The organism is Cupriavidus consociatus (genome assembly GCF_017814975.1).
Classification (GTDB): domain Bacteria; phylum Pseudomonadota; class Gammaproteobacteria; order Burkholderiales; family Burkholderiaceae; genus Cupriavidus; species Cupriavidus consociatus.
Genome location: NZ_JAGIQA010000002.1, coordinates 107,066 through 123,046, shown reverse-complemented (window position 1 = coordinate 123,046; position 15,981 = coordinate 107,066). Strand labels below are relative to the sequence as shown.

The window sequence follows — 15,981 nt, the reverse complement described above, 5'->3', positions numbered from 1 at the left end:
CACCAACATCCTTCCTTACTCCACGGAGAAACCATGAAATTCGAAGGCATCTATACGCCTGCCATCACGCCGTTGACGGCGGAAGGCAAGATCGACAACGCCGCCTTTGCGGAAGTCCTCGAATCCCTGATCGAAGCCAGGGTCCACGGCATCATCATCGGGGGCTCGACCGGCGAATACTATGCGCATACGGCGCAGGAACGCCTCGACCTTGCCGTGCTGGCCAGGGAGGTCATCGGCACGCGCGTGCCGCTGGTGGTCGGCACCGGTGCTGTGCGCACCGAAGATTCGGTCGAGTATGCGAAGGCGGCCAGGGCCATCCGCGCCGATGCCATCCTGGTCGGCTCGCCGCCATACGCGCTGCCGACCGAGCAGGAAAACGCCGCCCACGCGCTTGCCATCGACCGCGCCGCTGGCCTGCCCATCATGCTCTACAACTATCCCGGCCGGATGGGCGTGTCGATGGGGCGCGAGTTCTTCCGCACCGTCACGGCGGCTTCGGGCAATTTCGTGGCCATCAAGGAAAGCTCGGGCCAGATGGCACAGCTGCATATGCTGGCCACGGAGTTCAGGAACATCGACATTTCGTGCGGCTGGGACGACCAGGCGCTGGAGTTCTTTGCCTGGGGCGCGCGCAGCTGGGTCTGCGCCGGCTCGAACTTTATCCCGCGCGAGCATGTTGCGCTCTATGAAGCGTGCGTCATCGAGAAGGATTTCGACAAGGGCCGCCGCATCATGGCCGCGATGCTGCCGCTGATGGATTTCCTGGAAGGCGGGAAGTTCGTCCAGTCGATCAAGTTCGGCTGCCAGCTCGCCGGCCTGCGCCCGGGTGGTGTCCGCGCGCCGCTGCAAGGGCTCGACGACGGGGAACAACAGGCATTGCAGGCGATTGTCGCCAGGCTCAGGCAGGATGTCGCCGCGGTCGTCGGGGGGAAGGTCTGATGGCGCGGCTACTGACGGCTGCCGAATATGCAGCGATCGCCCGGGATATCGCACTGCCGACGCAGGCATTCATCGACGGCGCCTGTGTGCCCTCGGTGTCGGGCGCAACGTTCCAGTCCACCAATCCCGCGACCGGCGAAGTGCTGGCCAGCATCGCCGCCTGCGACGCGCGCGATGTCGATATTGCGGTGGCGAAAGCCAAAGCCGCATTCGAGGACGGACGCTGGCACCGCCGTTCCCCGGCCGAGCGCAAGGCAGTCCTGCTGCGTTTCGCCGACCTGCTCGAAAAGAACGCCCATGAGCTGGCCGTCATGGAAAGCCTCGACAGCGGCAAGCCGATCCGCGAATGCCAGAACACCGATATCCCCGAGACCATCCATACCATCCGCTGGCACGCAGAGCTGATCGACAAGATCTATGACAGCACGGCGCCAGTCGGGGCGGGCGCATTGTCGCTGGTGGTGCGCGAGCCGATCGGCGTGGTGGGCCTGGTGCTGCCGTGGAACTTCCCGTTGCTGATGCTGGCGTGGAAGATCGGCCCTTCACTGGCCGCGGGCTGCTCGATCATCGTCAAGCCGGCCAAGGAAACCACGCTGACGGCGTTGCGCGTGGCCGAGCTTGCGCATGAGGCCGGCGTGCCCGCTGGCGTGTTCAATGTGCTGCCGGGCGGCGGCAAGGAGGTGGGCGAGCCGCTGGGGATGCACATGGATGTGTCCATGGTCAGCTTCACCGGTTCGACGGCAACCGGCCGGCTGTTCCTCAGATACGCGGCCGATTCGAACCTGAAGCGCATCGTGCTCGAGTGCGGCGGCAAGAATCCCGCGGTGGTGCTGAAAGACGTCGAGAACCTCGATGTCGTCGCGCAGCACGTGGTCAACGGTGCCTTCTGGAACATGGGCGAGAACTGCTCGGCCTCGTCGCGCCTGATCGTCCATGCCGATATCAAGGACGCGCTGTTGTCGCGCATCGGTGTCCACATGCGCGAATGGAAGATGGGAAATCCTCTCGATCCGGAGCATCGGATTGGCGCGCTGGTCAGCGAAGCTCATTTCGGCAAGGTGAGTTCGTACATCGAGCAGGCCGGCATCGAGAAACTGCGCGTGGCCTTTGGCGGCGGCACGGACGGCGGCATTTTCGTCGAGCCGACGGTGGTCGACGGCGTGGGCCAGGACAGCAAGCTGTTCAGGGAAGAGATCTTCGGTCCCATCCTTTCGGTCACGACTTTCAACACCGTCGACGAAGCCATCGCGCTGGCGAATGACTCGGTCTACGGACTCGCGGCCTCCGTCTATACGAGCCACCTGAACCATGCGATCCGGCTGTCGCGGGAAATCCGTGCCGGCGTGGTGACGGTGAACTGCTTCGGCGAGGGTGACATCACCACGCCGTTCGGTGGCTACAAGGAGTCGGGCTTCGGCGGACGCGATAAATCGATCTGGGCGCACGACCAGTACACCGAGCAGAAGACCATCTGGATCGACGTACCGGACCAGGCGGGCAACAGCTAAGTGATCTGGCGAGCCATGCCCCGAGCCCCGTCGGGAGCGGGCATGGCGCGCACGCGATGCCCGCACGCCTCGCAACACACGTATCATGCGCGGCTCGCCGGAGTCGGCTCCGGCATTTTGTCCTTTCATCGTCCTTCATAAAGTCATCAGTTCAATGCAAGCAGGTGTTATCCGCAGCCAGCGTCAGGCAACACTCATCGGGTTGATCGCGGTCCTGTTATGGAGTGCGATCGTCGGCCTGATTCGTGGCGTCAGTGAAAGCCTTGGCGCAACCGGCGGCGCGGCCATGCTCTATACCGTTGCCTCGGTGCTGCTCTGGCTGACCGTTGGCTTCGTCAGGCCAGGTGAATTTCCCCGGCGCTATCTCATCTGGGGAAGCATCCTGTTCGTTTCCTACGAAGTGTGCCTGTCGCTGTCGATCGGCTATGCCAACAGCGGCAGGCAGGCCATCGAGGTCGGCATGGTCAACTACCTGTGGCCGAGCTTTACCATCTTGTGCGCCATGGCGTTCAACGGCCAGAAATCGAACCTGCTGATCGTTCCCGGGTTTTCGATTGCCATTCTTGGCATTTGCTGGGTGCTCGGCGGCGACCAGGGGCTGGACTTCGCCGGCATGGCGGCAAATGTCCAGGACAACCCGCTCAGCTACGGGCTGGCCTTTGCGGGCGCCGTGATCTGGGCCGCCTATTGCACCGTGACCAGCCGGATCGCCAACGGCAAGAATGGCATCACGCTGTTCTTCGTGCTGACGGCGCTGGTCCTGTGGATCAAGTATTTCACCGGCGACGGCGGGACGATGGTGTTCAGCTACCAGGCCATGGTGTATCTGGCGCTGGCAGCTTGCGCGATGGGGTTTGGCTACGCGGCCTGGAACGTCGGCATCCTGCACGGCAACGTCACGATCCTTGCGGGCGCCTCCTATTTCATCCCGGTGCTTTCCGCTGCGCTGGCGGCCATGCTGTTGCGCACGCCGCTGCCGCTCGCCTTCTGGAAGGGCGCATCGATGGTCTGCGCCGGCTCGATCCTGTGTTGGCTCGCCATGCGCGGGCAACGTTCCAAAGCACCGGCTGCGCCGGAACCAGGCGCAGTGCCTGAGCGCGTCCCCGGGCAGTGAAATCGATATAGAAACAGGACAAGAACATGTCCGCGGAGACAAAGATGAAGATTCGGTTGTCCGCTTTGCTGTGTGCGTTGTCCGCACCGGCATTCGCGCAGGGCTCGGTGACCTTGTATGGGGTGCTCGACGAGGGCCTCAACTATACGAGCAACGTCGGCGGTCACAGCATGGTGGAGATGGCAAGCGGATTTCCGCATGGCAGCCGCTGGGGACTCAAGGGGACGGAGGAGCTGGGCGGCGGCGTCAAGGCCGTGTTCCAGCTTGAGAACGGGTTCGACGTGGATAGCGGCCGCGCGTACCAGGGCGGTCTTCTGTTCGGACGCCAGGCATACGTGGGTCTTTCCAGCGAGAGCGTGGGCGCGCTCACCGCGGGCCGGCAATATGACTCCGTGGTCGATTTCCTGGCGCAGAATTCCGCGGGCGGCACGTGGGGCGGCTACATGTTTGCCCACCCGTACGACAACGACAACCTGATCAACACCTTCCGCGTCAATAACACCGTCAAGTACACCAGTCCGACGCTGGGCGGCCTGAAATTCGGCGCAACGTACAGCTTCAGCGATGACGCCAGCTGGTCGAACAACCGCCAGTACAGTGTCGGCGGCCAATACGCCAGTGGCGGGCTGGTCGTGTCCGCGGCTTTTCTCCGGGCCGACAATCCGTCGGCCACGTCCTACGGTGCGATCAACAACAGCGGTGACCAGAACCTGCTGGGCAGCAGGCTGAGGATCTTTGGCGCCGGAGCAACCTATTCCATCGGCAAGGCAGCGCTGGGAGTCGTGTATTCCGATACCGATGTGGAAAATCCGCAAAGCTCCGGCTATGTCGGGCCAATCGTCCCGCCGGCGGGGTCGCTGTCTTCGCTCAGGTTCCAGAACGTCGAGGTCAACGCCAAGTACCAGTTTGGCACCGCGTATTGGGCGGGGGTGATGTACAGCTATACGCGCGCGAGCGTCAGTGGGACATCCGGCAGGCAGCATCCCGTCTACCATTCGGTCGGCATGATGGCGGATTACCAGCTGTCGAAGCGGACCGATGTCTATGTGCAGGGGATGTACCAGCACGTTGGCGGCGATGCCACCGGCACCGTCCTCGATACCGCGTATATCGCCGGCGCGGCCAATGTCTCGTCCAACCGGAACCAGCTGTTGCTGCGCACCGGGATCCGGCACTTTTTCTGAGTCGGCAAGCCGTCGGGTCCTGCGCGTCAGGGGTGCCAGGTCGACGGCTTTTCCAGCTGCATGGCAGGCCGCTGGCTGCCTGCCATCGCATATGACAGCTTGTTGGCGGCGTCGACCACGGTCTGCGCCAGCTCGAGCAACCGCTCCTCGCCTAGCCGGGAAGTTGGCCCCGAGATGCACATCGAGCCCAGCAGTCGCCAGTGCAATCCGAACACCGGCGCGGAGACGCTGGAGACCTCGGCCTCGCGCTCGCCCAGCGACAGGTGGAAGCCGCGGCGCCGGATCATTTCGTAAGGTTCGCCCGGCTCGCCTGAGAACGCCAATATGACCCGGCCGGGCGAGCCGCTGTCCAGCGGCAGCGCCGCGCCGATCCTGACGTGATGGCGGATGGCCTGCGGCCCTTCGACACGGAGCAGGCAGGTGCGCTGCTGACCCTCGCGGATGTAGAACGAAGCGCTTTCGCCGGTCTTGATCGTCAGTTCCCGCAGCACGGGCTCCACCACTTCCTGCACATTGAACGTTGCCTGGTAGCACGCGCCCAGCCATCCCGCCGCGCGCCCGAGCCGCCAGCTGCCGTCTTCCTTCTGCACCAGGTAATTGTCCGCCGCGAGCGTGCGGGCCAGCCGCAGCACCGTGGTCTTGTGGATGCCGGTGCGCCGGCTCAGCTCGGCCAGCGACAGTTGCGGGTCATTGACCCCGAAGGCTTCCAGCACGCGCAACGCGCGCGTCACAGCGATCACGGCGCTGGGCCCCTCATCGCCTGTTAAAGCGACAGATGTATCACTTTTTCGGTTCATGGCACGAAATGCGGTGCACGGTATGAAACGGCATTGTATGCCGTGAAACGGTCGACCACAATCCGAATCAACAACGAAACCAGATTCGGAGACACCAATGAAGGCAATATCCCGTCGCGGCCTCCTGGCCTTTGCAGGCATCACCCTGTTGGCATCCGCCGCCGCCCATGCCGCGCCGCAGTATCCCGGCAAGCCCATCCGCGTCATCGTCCCGTTTCCCGCCGGTGGCGGCACCGACATCATCGCGCGGGAAGTGACCACTACCGTTGCCAAGTCGACCGGCTGGGTCTTTGTCGTGGAGAACAAGCCGGGGTCCGGGGGCAACCTTGGCGTGGACGCCACGGCGAAGGCGCCCGCCGATGGCTACACCATTGCGCTGGGGCAGACCAGCAACCTGGCCATCAATCCCTCGCTGTACGAACGGCTGCCGTATGACCCGCTGAAGGACCTTGCGCCGATCAGCCTGGTCGCCTCCGCGCCGCTCGTGCTGGTGACGCACGTCAACTCGCCGTACAAGACGATGAAGGACGCGATCCAGTCCGCCAGGGCAAAGCCCGGGTCGCTGAATTTCGCCTCGCCGGGCAACGGCACGGTTGCGCACCTGGGCGGCGAGCAATTGCAAGGCACCGCGAAAGTGAAGTTCACCCATGTGCCGTACAAGGGCGCCGCGCAGGCGGTCAATGACCTGATGGGCGGGCAGGTCGACCTGTACATGGCATCCGTGCCGACGCTGCTCGGGCATATCAAGAACAACAAGCTGCGGCCGCTCGCGGTGACGTCGTCGAAGCGCGTGCCGGACCTGCCGCAAGTGCCGACCGTTGCGGAGTCGGGCTATCCCGGCTTCGAGACCGCGACGTGGTTCGGCTTTGTCGCGCCTGCCGCGACACCGAAGGAAATCGTGGTGCGCCTGAATGCCGAGTTCAACAAGGCGCTCCAGTCCCCGGCGCTCGCCAGGAAGCTGAATGAACAAGGGGCATCAGTGCTTGGCGGCACACCCGAAGCATTCACCGCGGTGATCAAGCAGGACATCGGACGCTGGGCAACGATCATCAAGGCCTCCGGCACGAAGCTGGATTGAGCGACGCCCGTATCCATTACCTATCTCTCTCATATTGCCGGAGTTCTCCATGACTTTGCCCAACATCATCAAATCGTTCGATCGCGTGCCCGCTGACATCGTCGCGCGCGCCGCCAGGTTTCAGCCCGCGATCCTGTCCGATGTCGGCGGACGCCGCGGCGCCCTGCATGGCAGGATCAAAGCCCTGCGCCCGACCATGAAAGTCGCCGGCCCGGCATTCACCGTCGAAGTGCGTCCCGGCGACAATCTGATGATCCATGCAGCGCTGGCGCTTGCGCAGCCCGGCGATGTGCTGGTCGTGGACGGCAAGGGCGACCAGACCTCGGCGCTGATGGGAACCATCATGATGCATGCCGCCCGCCAGCGCGGCCTGGCCGGTGTTGTCATCGACGGCGCGGTGCGGGACAGCCTCGAACTGGACGACATGCAGTTCCCGGTCTTCTCGGTGGGCACCAACCCCAATGGCCCGACCAAGGAAGTCGGCGGCCGCATCGGACACCCGATTTCCGTCGGCGGCGTGACGGTGAACCCGGGCGACTATATCTGCGGCGATGCCGATGGCCTGGTCGTGGTGGAGCGCGAGAAGATCGAGGCCCTGCTCGATGCCGCCGCAAAGAAGGAAGAGGCGGAAGCCAGGCGTATCGCCCAGATCAAGGAGGGCAATACCACGGCGCCGTGGCTGCTGGCATCGCTGGTGACGGCCGGTGTCCTGAAGCAGGGAGAAGCACTGTGACCGGTAGAGATGTCATTATCGTCACGGGTGCGGACCTCGCGCCGCAAGCCCTCGCACTGCTCGCCGACTACGAGGTCGTCTTTGCCGGCAAGACGCCCCAGACCGCCGATCTGGTCGCCCTGGCAACGAAGCACAACCCGGTCGGCATTATTGTCCGCTACGGCAGCGTGACGGCCGAAGTCATGGACGCGGCCCCCGCCTTGCGGGTGATTTCGAAACATGGCACCGGCACCGACACCATCGACAAGGCCGCTGCCGAGGCGCGCGGCATCAAGGTGACCGCCGCGGCCGGGGCCAACGCGGCCGCCGTTGCCGAGCATGCGCTGGCGCTGATGCTTGCCTGCGCCAAGGCGGTGGTGCAGCTGGATGCGCGCATGCACGCCGGCCACTGGGACAAGGCCACGCACAAGAGCCTGGAACTGAATGGCCTGACCATCGGGCTCATTGGCCTGGGCGCGATTGGGCGACGGTTTGCCAGGATGTGCGATGCCATCGGCATGCGTGTGATCGGCTTCGATCCATTTGCCACGAACCTGCCGGACTATATCGAGGCTGTCCCGCTGGAAAGGATCTGGGAGAACTCCGATGTCATCTCGCTGCAATGCCCGTTGACGGCCGAGAACAAGGAAATGGTCAATGCCAGTACGCTGGCGCAGTGCAAGCGCGGCGTGATCCTCATCAATACCGCGCGAGGCGGGCTGATCGACGAAGCTGCGCTGCTCGAAGCCGTCAGGTCCGGACGCGTGGCGGCGGCCGGCCTGGACAGCTTTGCGCGCGAGCCGATGCAGGCGCCGCATATATTCCATGGGCAGCCAGGCTTCGTGCTGAGCCCGCATATCGGTGGCGTGACCAGTGCGGCCTACGTCAATATGGGGGTTGCCGCGGCGAACAATACCCTGGCGGTGCTGCGCAAGGTGGCCGAGCCGGCGCCTGCGCAGCACCAGCCCCAGCACTAAGCCTCGATACCCCGACAAGAACGTTCGCAAGAATGGAGACAGCATGAAAGACAAGACACGTGGAGTCTCGATGCTCCGGGCGCTGGCGCTTGCCGCGCTTGCCATGACATCGATGATGCCGATGGCGGCGCAAGCCCAGGGATGGCCGGCAAAGCCGGTCAAGATCATCGTCCCTTACCCGCCGGGCGGGGCCGTGGACGCCGTCACCCGCAAGATGGCGCAGCGGCTCTCCGAGCAGACAGGCCAGAGTTTCTATGTCGAGAACAAGGCCGGCGCGACCGGCACGATCGGCACGGCCCAGGTTGCGCGCGCCGCGCCGGATGGTTATACGCTGTTGGCCAACGATACGACCTACGCGCTGCTGCCCCACATCTTCAAGACACTGCCGTTCGATCCGGCAAAGGACCTGCAGCCGGTCGCGGCATATGTGTTCGCACCGATGGGCGTGGTGGTCAAGGCAGACGGAAAGTACAAGACGCTGGCTGACCTGATTGCCGCGGCAAAGTCGGACGACAAGGTTTCCTACGGGTCAGGCGGGCCGGGCTCGACCCCGCATTTCGCCAGCGAAGCCCTTGGACTCGCCGCAGGAACGCACTTCATGCATGTGCCGTTCAAAGGCGCCGGCGAAGCCACCGTTGCGCTGCTGAGCGGTACCGTCGATTTCCAGATGGCCTCCATTCCGGGAGTGATCGGGCAGGTCAAGGGCAACAAGCTGGCGGTGCTGGCGGTCAGCGGTACCAAACGCTTGCCTGCGCTGGCCGGCGTACCCACGTTTGCCGAGGCCGGCGTCAAGGATTACGGTGTTATCAATTTCACCGGATTGTGGGCGCCCAAGGGCACGCCGGCCGATGTGCTCGACCGCATCCAGAAAGAGGTCGGCAAGGCCATGGCGAGCCGGGACATGCAGTCCTATGCTGAGAGTATCGGTGCCGAGCCGGGCTATTGGGATGCCGGCGCATTCAGGACCGAAATGACCAGCAGGACCGCATTCTGGGGGAAGGTCGCCCGCGGTACGGGGTTTCAGAAGCAATAACGGACGCGCCGGCGGACAAGGCGAACAACAGGTATCGAGACATGTTCCTACTGAACTCACCGGTCATCCGAGAGGCCGTGTCGTTTTCCAGCCTTCCGGCGCGCTATCGCCATGCGCGCCGAAGCGAATGGTCCAGGGCGAACCAGGGCGGCCGCGAAATCGATTCCTTTCTGGAAGGCCCGGTCGTCGACGATGCCGGCAACCTGTACGTTGCCGATATCCCCAATGGCCGGATCTTCAGGATCGACCGGAAAGGCGATTGGGACGTGGTTGCCGAATGGAACGGCGAGCCCAATGGCATGAAGTTGCTCGATCCGGGAAGCCTGTTGGTCACGGATTACCGCAACGGCCTGATGCAGGTCGACCTGCGCGATGGCAGTGTTCGGCCCTACCTGCCGCGCCGCAATACCGAAAGCTTCAAGGGCGTGAATGACCTGACGCTGGATTCGCGCGGAAACGTCTATTTCACCGACCAGGGACAGACCGGCCTGCATGACCCCAGCGGCCGGGTATATCGGCTGACGCCGGAAGGGCGGCTCGAACTGCTGCTTGCCAATGTGCCAAGCCCGAACGGCATCGTGCTGTCGCCAGACGAGCGCTTCCTGTTCGTTGCGGTCACGCGGGGCAATTGCGTCTGGCGCATGCCCTTGCAGGAAGACGGCAGCGTATCCAAGGCCGGGCAATTCTTCACGTCGTATGGCCCCAGCGGGCCGGACGGACTCGCGATGGATGTCGATGGCCGGCTGCTGGTCGCCAATCCGGGGCTTGCCTATGTCTGGGTGCTCAATCATCGGGCCGAGCCGGTCGAGGTGATACGTGGCACTCCCGGCCACTCGCTGACGAACGTCGCCTTCGGCGGAGAGGATCGGACCACGCTTTACGTTACCGATTCGAGCGCGGGCGAAATCCTGCAAGTCGGCATGTCAGTCCCCGGCGTGAGGCCCCCGTATCTGGCGAAGTAAGCCAGGCGTTCCGGGGCTGCAGGCCGAATTAGGCAGCTGGGGCAGGCACGATGGCGACATTCTGCGGACGGGAGCGTCACCCACGCCTGGACGGCGGTGCCGGTGCCGTGGTGCACACATTGCTTCGATTTTTACCTTCCGCGAAGTGTGAACTCGTTATCGTGCGCCTACCAGCCGATGGTGCACTGGCTCTCGCCGACCCCAAGCGGACGCTAATCCAGGCTTTGTCCAATGCGCCACAACACGCTTGTGGGATCGACGATGCAGAAGTCCCGTATGCCCCAGGGCTGATTCTGCGGCGGCTCGACCCGCACTCCGTAGCGCCCGGCCAGGTCTTGCGAAACGACCCTTTCCCACCAGGCTTCGACGTCCGCCACCAGTAGATGCATCATGAAGTTTTCGGCGTGCTCCTTCACGTAGAAGTTCTGTAGCAAAAAGCTGCAATTGCCTGCGTTGAAGTAAGCCATCTCGGTGGAAAGCCAGACTTCATTGAATCCGAGGTCGGCATAGAAGCGACGCGACAGCGCAAAGTCGCGCGCTGGGACGTAGGCCTTGATTTCTATGGTTTCCATTCCCATGGCGTTTCCTTATAGCGTGCCACCGATAAATATATCGTATGTCCGCGCCTGGGCCGGCATGCGACGCAGCGCTTTATCGCCCAACCGGTGGAAGCCCGCGTGCTGGATGCGCGCACGGTGGTCGTGGTCAAAGGCCTGTCGCCCGAGAACCGGGTGGCAGTGTCCGGGGCGGCGCTGATCAACCAGGTCCGCTGAGGGGCGCGCATGTTCAACTGGATTGCATAACAAGGCGAAACTGCCACTTTATGGCTTCCTCTCCACGCGCCTCGTTGCTTTCCCGCATACGCACTATTACCTAATGCTGCATCGCGACAATTCCTTTGCTACAATTCGGGAAAACCCCATGAGGGTAATCCCGAAAGGAAGGAAGCCATGAACACCCAATCCGACATCAAGCTGACCGATCAACTGGAACGTGACCTCATCGAGCGTGAACTCGGCAAGCAAAGCCTGGGCTTCGTGCATGACGCCAGGCGCGCCATCGCCGCGCTGCAGGAAGTCATCACCCGCCTGCAGTCGCAAGCCCGCAAGGCCAAGGTGGTCTACGCCAACGGCTAAGAAGTTTCCAGCGGTATTGCAGTACCCGCGGCCCCTGGCGGCTGCGTTGTAGAACCGGCCAGACACCGCCCCAACGGGCAAGACGCGGCCGGTTTTGTTTTGCCTGCTCGGTTTAGGCATGACGTCGACATGCCTTGTGAGCAACTTTGACAAGGCTTGCCAGACCTTTTCATTTTGTCGCGGCGCTGCCGGAGGCTATCTTGGATGCCTTTGCAGAACCGTCCGCGCCCATGCCCCCGCTTGTCCTCATGTGCCTGCTGATCACCTACGTGGTCTGGGGTACGACCTACCTGGCGATCCGCTTTACGCTGGAAAGTTTTCCGCCGCTGTTCATGACGGGTACGCGCTTTCTCTGCGCGGGCCTGCTGCTGGCCGCGTGGCTGGCGTGGCGCGGCACGCCGATGCCGTCGTGGCGGCTGCTGCGCAACTGCGCGGCGCCGGCGCTGTTCCTGCTGGTAGGCGGCATGGGATTGACCGCGATTGCCGAGCAGACCATCTCGTCGGGCGCGACAACGGTGATGATCGGCTCGATGCCGATCTTTGCGCTGATCTGGGCAGCCTGCTTCGGCCAGCGCCCGAAGTGGTATGAGTATGTGGCGATTGCAATTGGCAGCGCGGGCATCCTGGTGCTGACCGCGGGGGCGGAATTCCGCGTCAGCACGGGCGGCGTGGTCGCGCTGATGCTGGCCGTGGCGAGCTGGTCGTTCGGCTCGCAGCTGGTGCGCCGGCTTGAACTGCCGCAGGGCGCGTCGGCCTTTGCCGCGGAGATGCTGATCGGCGGGGTGGTGCTGATGGTGCTGTCGGCGCTGCGGCAGGAGCCGTGGCCGGCGTCGCTGTCGTCGATCAGCGCGCAGGCCGGCTGGGCGTGGGTCTACCTGGTGGTGGCGGGCTCGCTGGTGGCGTTCTCTGCCTACATGTACCTGGTGGCGACGGTCAGCCAGACGCTCTCGGCGAGCTACGTCTACGTCAATCCGCCGGTGGCGCTGGCGATGGGCGCGTGGCTGGGCGGGGAACTGATCGCGCCGCAGACGCTGTATGCGGTGGTGTTGATCCTGCTTGCCCTCGCCGTGCTGAGCGTCGGCACGCTGCGCACGGCGCGGGCGCAGGCAGCTGCCTGAAGCCCTCCGGCCGAGAGGCTCAGCGGCCGGACTGCTCCTGGATCCATAGCGACAGCCTCACCTTGTAGGCCTGCTGGATATGGCGCCGGGCGATCTGCTCGGCCTGCGCCGGATCACGTTTTTCCAGCGCTTCGACCAGGGCGGTGTGCTCTTCATAGGAACTGCGCGCGCGGCCGGGGACTGCCAGCGTGGTGCGCCCGAGCAGGGCCATCGATTCATGTAGCGAGCGCAGGTTTTTCAGCAGATAGCGGTTGTGGGCGCAGCGGTGCAGGGTCTCGTGGAACAGCCGGTTGTTCTGCGCCAGGCGGTCGGGATCGTCGGCGAACGCCAGGTCGCGCTCGACAATATCGCGCAGCAGCGAAATCTCCACATCGGTGGCATGGCGCGCGGCCAGCGCCGCGGCGGTGCCTTCCAGCACCTCGCGCATCACATACAGCTCGCTGACCATGCTGGCGTCGAGCTGGGTCACCATCATGCCCCGGTTGGGCTCGTTGACCACCAGGCCTTCCGATTCCAGCCGCGACAGCGCTTCGCGCACCGGCGTGCGCGACAAGCCCAGCGATTCCGCCAGTTCCACTTCGCGCAGCCGGGTGCCGGGGGATAGCTGCCCCGCCTGGATGGCGGCGCGCAGTTGCTGGTAGGCACGCTCAGAGCGCGGGAGCGATGCAGCCTGGCCGCCTTCGGCGGCACCGGCAAACTCTTGAGAAATCATGTGAGGCTGGCTGGTGCGGTTTGACTGTCGTAGCCAGCCATCATACCCGCTCAAGCGCGCCTGACATCACGGCGTCGCAATATCCTGCAAAGCGGCGCCGGCTGCCGGCTGCGCCCGGGGCGGGCTTATGACTGGGTCGGGTGGTACTGGTACAGCCATGTCTCGGACAGCGGCTTGCCGTTCAGGCGCAGGAACAGGCGGATGTCGACCGGTCCCTGGCCATCGGTGGCCAGGTCGAACTGGGCGCGCCAGTGGCCGGCCACGTTGTTGGGCACGGCTTCGGTGAAGACATAGGAGAAGGTGCCGCGCGAAGCGGTCAGCACGGCTTCGGGCTTGACGCCGAACGGCAGTTTCTCCAGCGGGGCGCCCTTGAACTCGACCATGAACTTGCGCACGCCCTTGGGCCGCGGCTGCCCGGGCTGGCCGCCGTTGCCCAGGCGCGTGGCCACGCAGCGCGCCAGCGGCGACGGGTTCGGTTCGTCGGCCTGCCAGTGCAGGCGATAGCGCAGGCGGTAGGTGGCGCCGGCCTTGGCGGGCGCCTTGGGGACCCACATGGCGACGATGTTGTCGTGGATCTCGTCGTCGGTGCGCAGCTCGACCAGTTGCACGGCACCGGCGCCCCAGCCGTCGCGCGGCTCGACCCACAGGCTCGGACGCCGTTCGTAGTTGACGCCGTCCTGGTAGTGGTCGAACAGGCGGTCGCGCTGCAGCAGGCCGAAACCCTTGGGGTTGTCGTCGGAGAATGCCGAAGCCATGGTCTGGGGCGGGTTGTTGAGCGGGCGCCAGATATGCTCGCCGGCGCCGTTCCAGATGGCCAGGCCGTCGGAGTCATGGACTTCCGGACGCCAGTCGGCGATGCCCTTGATGCTTTCCGAGAACCAGTACATCGAGGTCAGCGGTGCCAGTCCCAGCCGCGCCACGTCCTTGCGCAGGAACAGCGCGCATTCCACGTCCATGATCACGGCCTTGGCGCGCTGCATCATGAAGCGGTAGGCGCCGGAGATGCTGGGGCCGTCGAGCAGCGCGTAGACGGTGACGGTATCGCCGTTGCCTTCCGGGGTCTCGAACCAGAAATGGGTGAAGGCGGGGAATTCCTCGGACTTCCCGGCCTCGGCCACGTCGATGGCGATGCCGCGCGCCGACAGCCCGTACTGGTACAGGTCGCCGATGGCGCGGAAGTAGGACGCCCCGAGGAAGGCAACCCAGTCGTTCTTGCGCCAGTCGCGCGTCTTCTGGTCGCCGAGGCGGCTTTCCTGGAAACGGAAGCCAGCGAAGCCGCTGCCCGGCGGCAGCTTGTGCGCGGGGCTGTCGGCGGGCATGTCGAAGTAGGCATCGTCATAGACGATCTCGCGGGCACGGCCGGCGCCGTCCTTGCCGCGCTCGATCACATGCATGCGCACAGGGGTGCGGAAGTAAGTGCCGAGGTGGAAAAACGTGACCGGGAACTGGCCTGGACCGTTGGCAAAGAGCGCATCGTCGGTGCGGAACCGGATCTTGCCATGGGCATCGTAGTCGATGCGCGACAGCACATCCGCTGGCGGGGAGGGCGGGGGCGCATAGGGCTTTGCAGCCAGGGCGCGCGCCCGCTCGATCAGGGCGTCGAAGCCGAACGCCTGCGCCTCGCCGAGCTTGATCCGGCTGGCCGCCAGCACCGATGGGGTAATGCCCAGCGCGGCCAGGGCGGCGGAAGCGGTGGCGGAGACCAGCAGGGTTCGGCGGTTCATCATGTGGCGACAGCGTCCTTTTCTTGTCCGTGGGATTGAGCAGAACTCTAAAAGACGGCGTTTCCCGGGAAAAGTTCGGACACCGTCTGTTACAGCCTGCAGCGGCACACGGGTCACATTGTGCCGCCTGACGCTCAGTGCGCCTCGCCGCGCGCGCGACGTGCGTGGCGCCGCTGCCGGGCCAGCATGTTCAGTCCTTCCACCGCGGCCGAGAACGCCATTGCCGTATAGATATAGCCCTTGGGCACATGCGTGCCGAGCCCTTCGGCGATCAGCGTCATGCCGATCATCATCAGGAAGGCCAGCGCCAGCATCACGATGGTCGGATTGCGGTTGATGAAGTTGGCCAGCGGTGTGGCGGCGAACAGCATCGCCATCACCGCCGCGATCACCGCGACGAACATGATCTGGACATGCTCGGTCATCCCGACCGCCGTGATGATGCTGTCCACCGAGAACACCAGGTCCAGCAGCAGGATCTGTCCGATCGCGGCGGCAAAGCTGTGCGCCACCTTGCCGGTGCCATTGCCTTCACTTTCGCCTTCCTCTCCCGCGGTAACGTGGTGATGGATCTCGCGGGTGGCCTTCCACACCAGGAAGGCGCCGCCGGCGATGAGGATGATGTCGCGCCACGACAGCCCCTGGCCAAGGATCGTGAACACCGGCTCGGTCAGCTTGACGATGACGGCAATGGTGGCCAGCAAGCCGAGACGCATCAGCAGCGCCAGGCTGATGCCCACCTTGCGCGCCTTCTCCCGCATGTCTACGGGCAGCTTGTTGGTCAGGATCGAAATGAAGATGAGGTTATCGATCCCCAGCACGATTTCCATGGCCACCAGCGTGGCCAGCGCCGCCCAGGCGGCGGGGTCCTGCAGCAATGCCAGCGACGATTCCATGAACGGGCTCCGTGTCGGTATGCAACCGGCGCCCGGGCATCGTTCCAGGCGCACGAGGCTTCATGTTAGCGCAGCGCCGCTTGCCGAA

The 15,981-nt window shown here is 64.4% G+C and carries 16 protein-coding genes; 11 read left to right on the top strand and 5 right to left on the bottom strand.

Annotation, left to right across the window (positions count from 1 at the left end; genetic code table 11):
- Window positions 1-33: 33 nt before the first annotated feature.
- From J8I82_RS03710 to J8I82_RS03695, 4 genes are all read left to right on the top strand, one after another.
- Window positions 34-942: a dihydrodipicolinate synthase family protein gene (locus tag J8I82_RS03710; RefSeq protein ID WP_209754519.1), complete on the top strand. Its 909-nt coding sequence runs from the start codon at window positions 34-36 to the stop codon at window positions 940-942.
- Window positions 942-2,450, top strand: coding sequence for an aldehyde dehydrogenase (locus tag J8I82_RS03705; RefSeq protein ID WP_209754516.1), 1,509 nt, complete (start codon window positions 942-944; stop codon window positions 2,448-2,450). Before J8I82_RS03710 ends, J8I82_RS03705 begins: the two co-directional genes overlap by 1 nt.
- 169 nt (window positions 2,451-2,619) lie before the next feature.
- Window positions 2,620-3,564 (top strand): aromatic amino acid DMT transporter YddG, encoded by a 945-nt coding sequence (gene yddG, locus J8I82_RS03700; RefSeq protein ID WP_284182899.1) that lies wholly within the window; start codon window positions 2,620-2,622, stop codon window positions 3,562-3,564.
- 44 nt (window positions 3,565-3,608) lie between these two features.
- Entirely contained in the window at window positions 3,609-4,748 is a 1,140-nt protein-coding gene (locus J8I82_RS03695; RefSeq protein WP_209755001.1) for a porin, read from the top strand.
- Between the two features lie 26 nt (window positions 4,749-4,774).
- Here J8I82_RS03695 and J8I82_RS03690 read toward each other — a convergent pair whose 3' ends face one another.
- On the bottom strand, window positions 4,775-5,545 hold the full coding sequence (locus tag J8I82_RS03690) for an IclR family transcriptional regulator (RefSeq protein WP_209754514.1): 771 nt from the start codon (window positions 5,543-5,545) through the stop codon (window positions 4,775-4,777).
- Between the two features lie 97 nt (window positions 5,546-5,642).
- On the opposite strand from J8I82_RS03690, the gene J8I82_RS03685 reads away from it, so the two are divergent.
- The 5 genes from J8I82_RS03685 to J8I82_RS03665 all read left to right on the top strand — a co-directional run bounded on the left by J8I82_RS03685 (window position 5,643) and on the right by J8I82_RS03665 (window position 10,307).
- Window positions 5,643-6,623 (top strand): Bug family tripartite tricarboxylate transporter substrate binding protein, encoded by a 981-nt coding sequence (locus J8I82_RS03685; protein ID WP_209754512.1) that lies wholly within the window; start codon window positions 5,643-5,645, stop codon window positions 6,621-6,623.
- Window positions 6,624-6,672: 49 nt separating this feature from the next.
- A complete protein-coding gene (locus J8I82_RS03680; protein ID WP_209754510.1) occupies window positions 6,673-7,356 on the top strand; it encodes an RraA family protein in 684 nt (227 codons plus the stop codon).
- The gene (locus J8I82_RS03675) at window positions 7,353-8,312 is read left to right on the top strand and encodes an NAD(P)-dependent oxidoreductase (RefSeq protein WP_209754508.1); all 960 of its coding nucleotides are present in this window, start codon (window positions 7,353-7,355) and stop codon (window positions 8,310-8,312) included. Before J8I82_RS03680 ends, J8I82_RS03675 begins: the two co-directional genes overlap by 4 nt.
- 115 nt (window positions 8,313-8,427) lie before the next feature.
- On the top strand, window positions 8,428-9,345 hold the full coding sequence (locus J8I82_RS03670) for a Bug family tripartite tricarboxylate transporter substrate binding protein (RefSeq protein ID WP_245179379.1): 918 nt from the start codon (window positions 8,428-8,430) through the stop codon (window positions 9,343-9,345).
- 41 nt (window positions 9,346-9,386) lie between these two features.
- Window positions 9,387-10,307, top strand: coding sequence for an SMP-30/gluconolactonase/LRE family protein (locus J8I82_RS03665; RefSeq protein ID WP_209754999.1), 921 nt, complete (start codon window positions 9,387-9,389; stop codon window positions 10,305-10,307).
- Window positions 10,308-10,519: 212 nt separating this feature from the next.
- Here the strand turns inward: J8I82_RS03665 and J8I82_RS03660 are convergent, their stop codons facing one another.
- Entirely contained in the window at window positions 10,520-10,885 is a 366-nt protein-coding gene (locus J8I82_RS03660) for a VOC family protein (RefSeq protein WP_209754503.1), read from the bottom strand.
- Window positions 10,886-11,257: 372 nt separating this feature from the next.
- On the opposite strand from J8I82_RS03660, the gene J8I82_RS03650 reads away from it, so the two are divergent.
- Together J8I82_RS03650 and J8I82_RS03645 are read left to right on the top strand one after the other, a co-directional pair.
- A complete protein-coding gene (locus J8I82_RS03650) occupies window positions 11,258-11,443 on the top strand; it encodes a hypothetical protein (RefSeq protein WP_209754501.1) in 186 nt (61 codons plus the stop codon).
- A 230-nt stretch (window positions 11,444-11,673) separates the two neighbouring features.
- A complete protein-coding gene (locus J8I82_RS03645) occupies window positions 11,674-12,561 on the top strand; it encodes an EamA family transporter (protein WP_209754499.1) in 888 nt (295 codons plus the stop codon).
- A gap of 19 nt (window positions 12,562-12,580) precedes the next feature.
- On the opposite strand, the gene J8I82_RS03640 is transcribed toward J8I82_RS03645, so the two are convergent.
- From J8I82_RS03640 to J8I82_RS03630, 3 genes are all read right to left on the bottom strand, one after another.
- A complete protein-coding gene (locus J8I82_RS03640) occupies window positions 12,581-13,273 on the bottom strand; it encodes a GntR family transcriptional regulator (protein ID WP_209754497.1) in 693 nt (230 codons plus the stop codon).
- 125 nt (window positions 13,274-13,398) lie between these two features.
- Window positions 13,399-15,000, bottom strand: a complete 1,602-nt coding sequence (locus J8I82_RS03635) for an OpgD/OpgG family glucan biosynthesis protein (RefSeq protein ID WP_209754495.1) — start codon at window positions 14,998-15,000, stop codon at window positions 13,399-13,401.
- A 131-nt stretch (window positions 15,001-15,131) separates the two neighbouring features.
- Window positions 15,132-15,893, bottom strand: a complete 762-nt coding sequence (locus J8I82_RS03630) for a TerC family protein (protein WP_209754493.1) — start codon at window positions 15,891-15,893, stop codon at window positions 15,132-15,134.
- Window positions 15,894-15,981 lie beyond the last annotated feature (88 nt).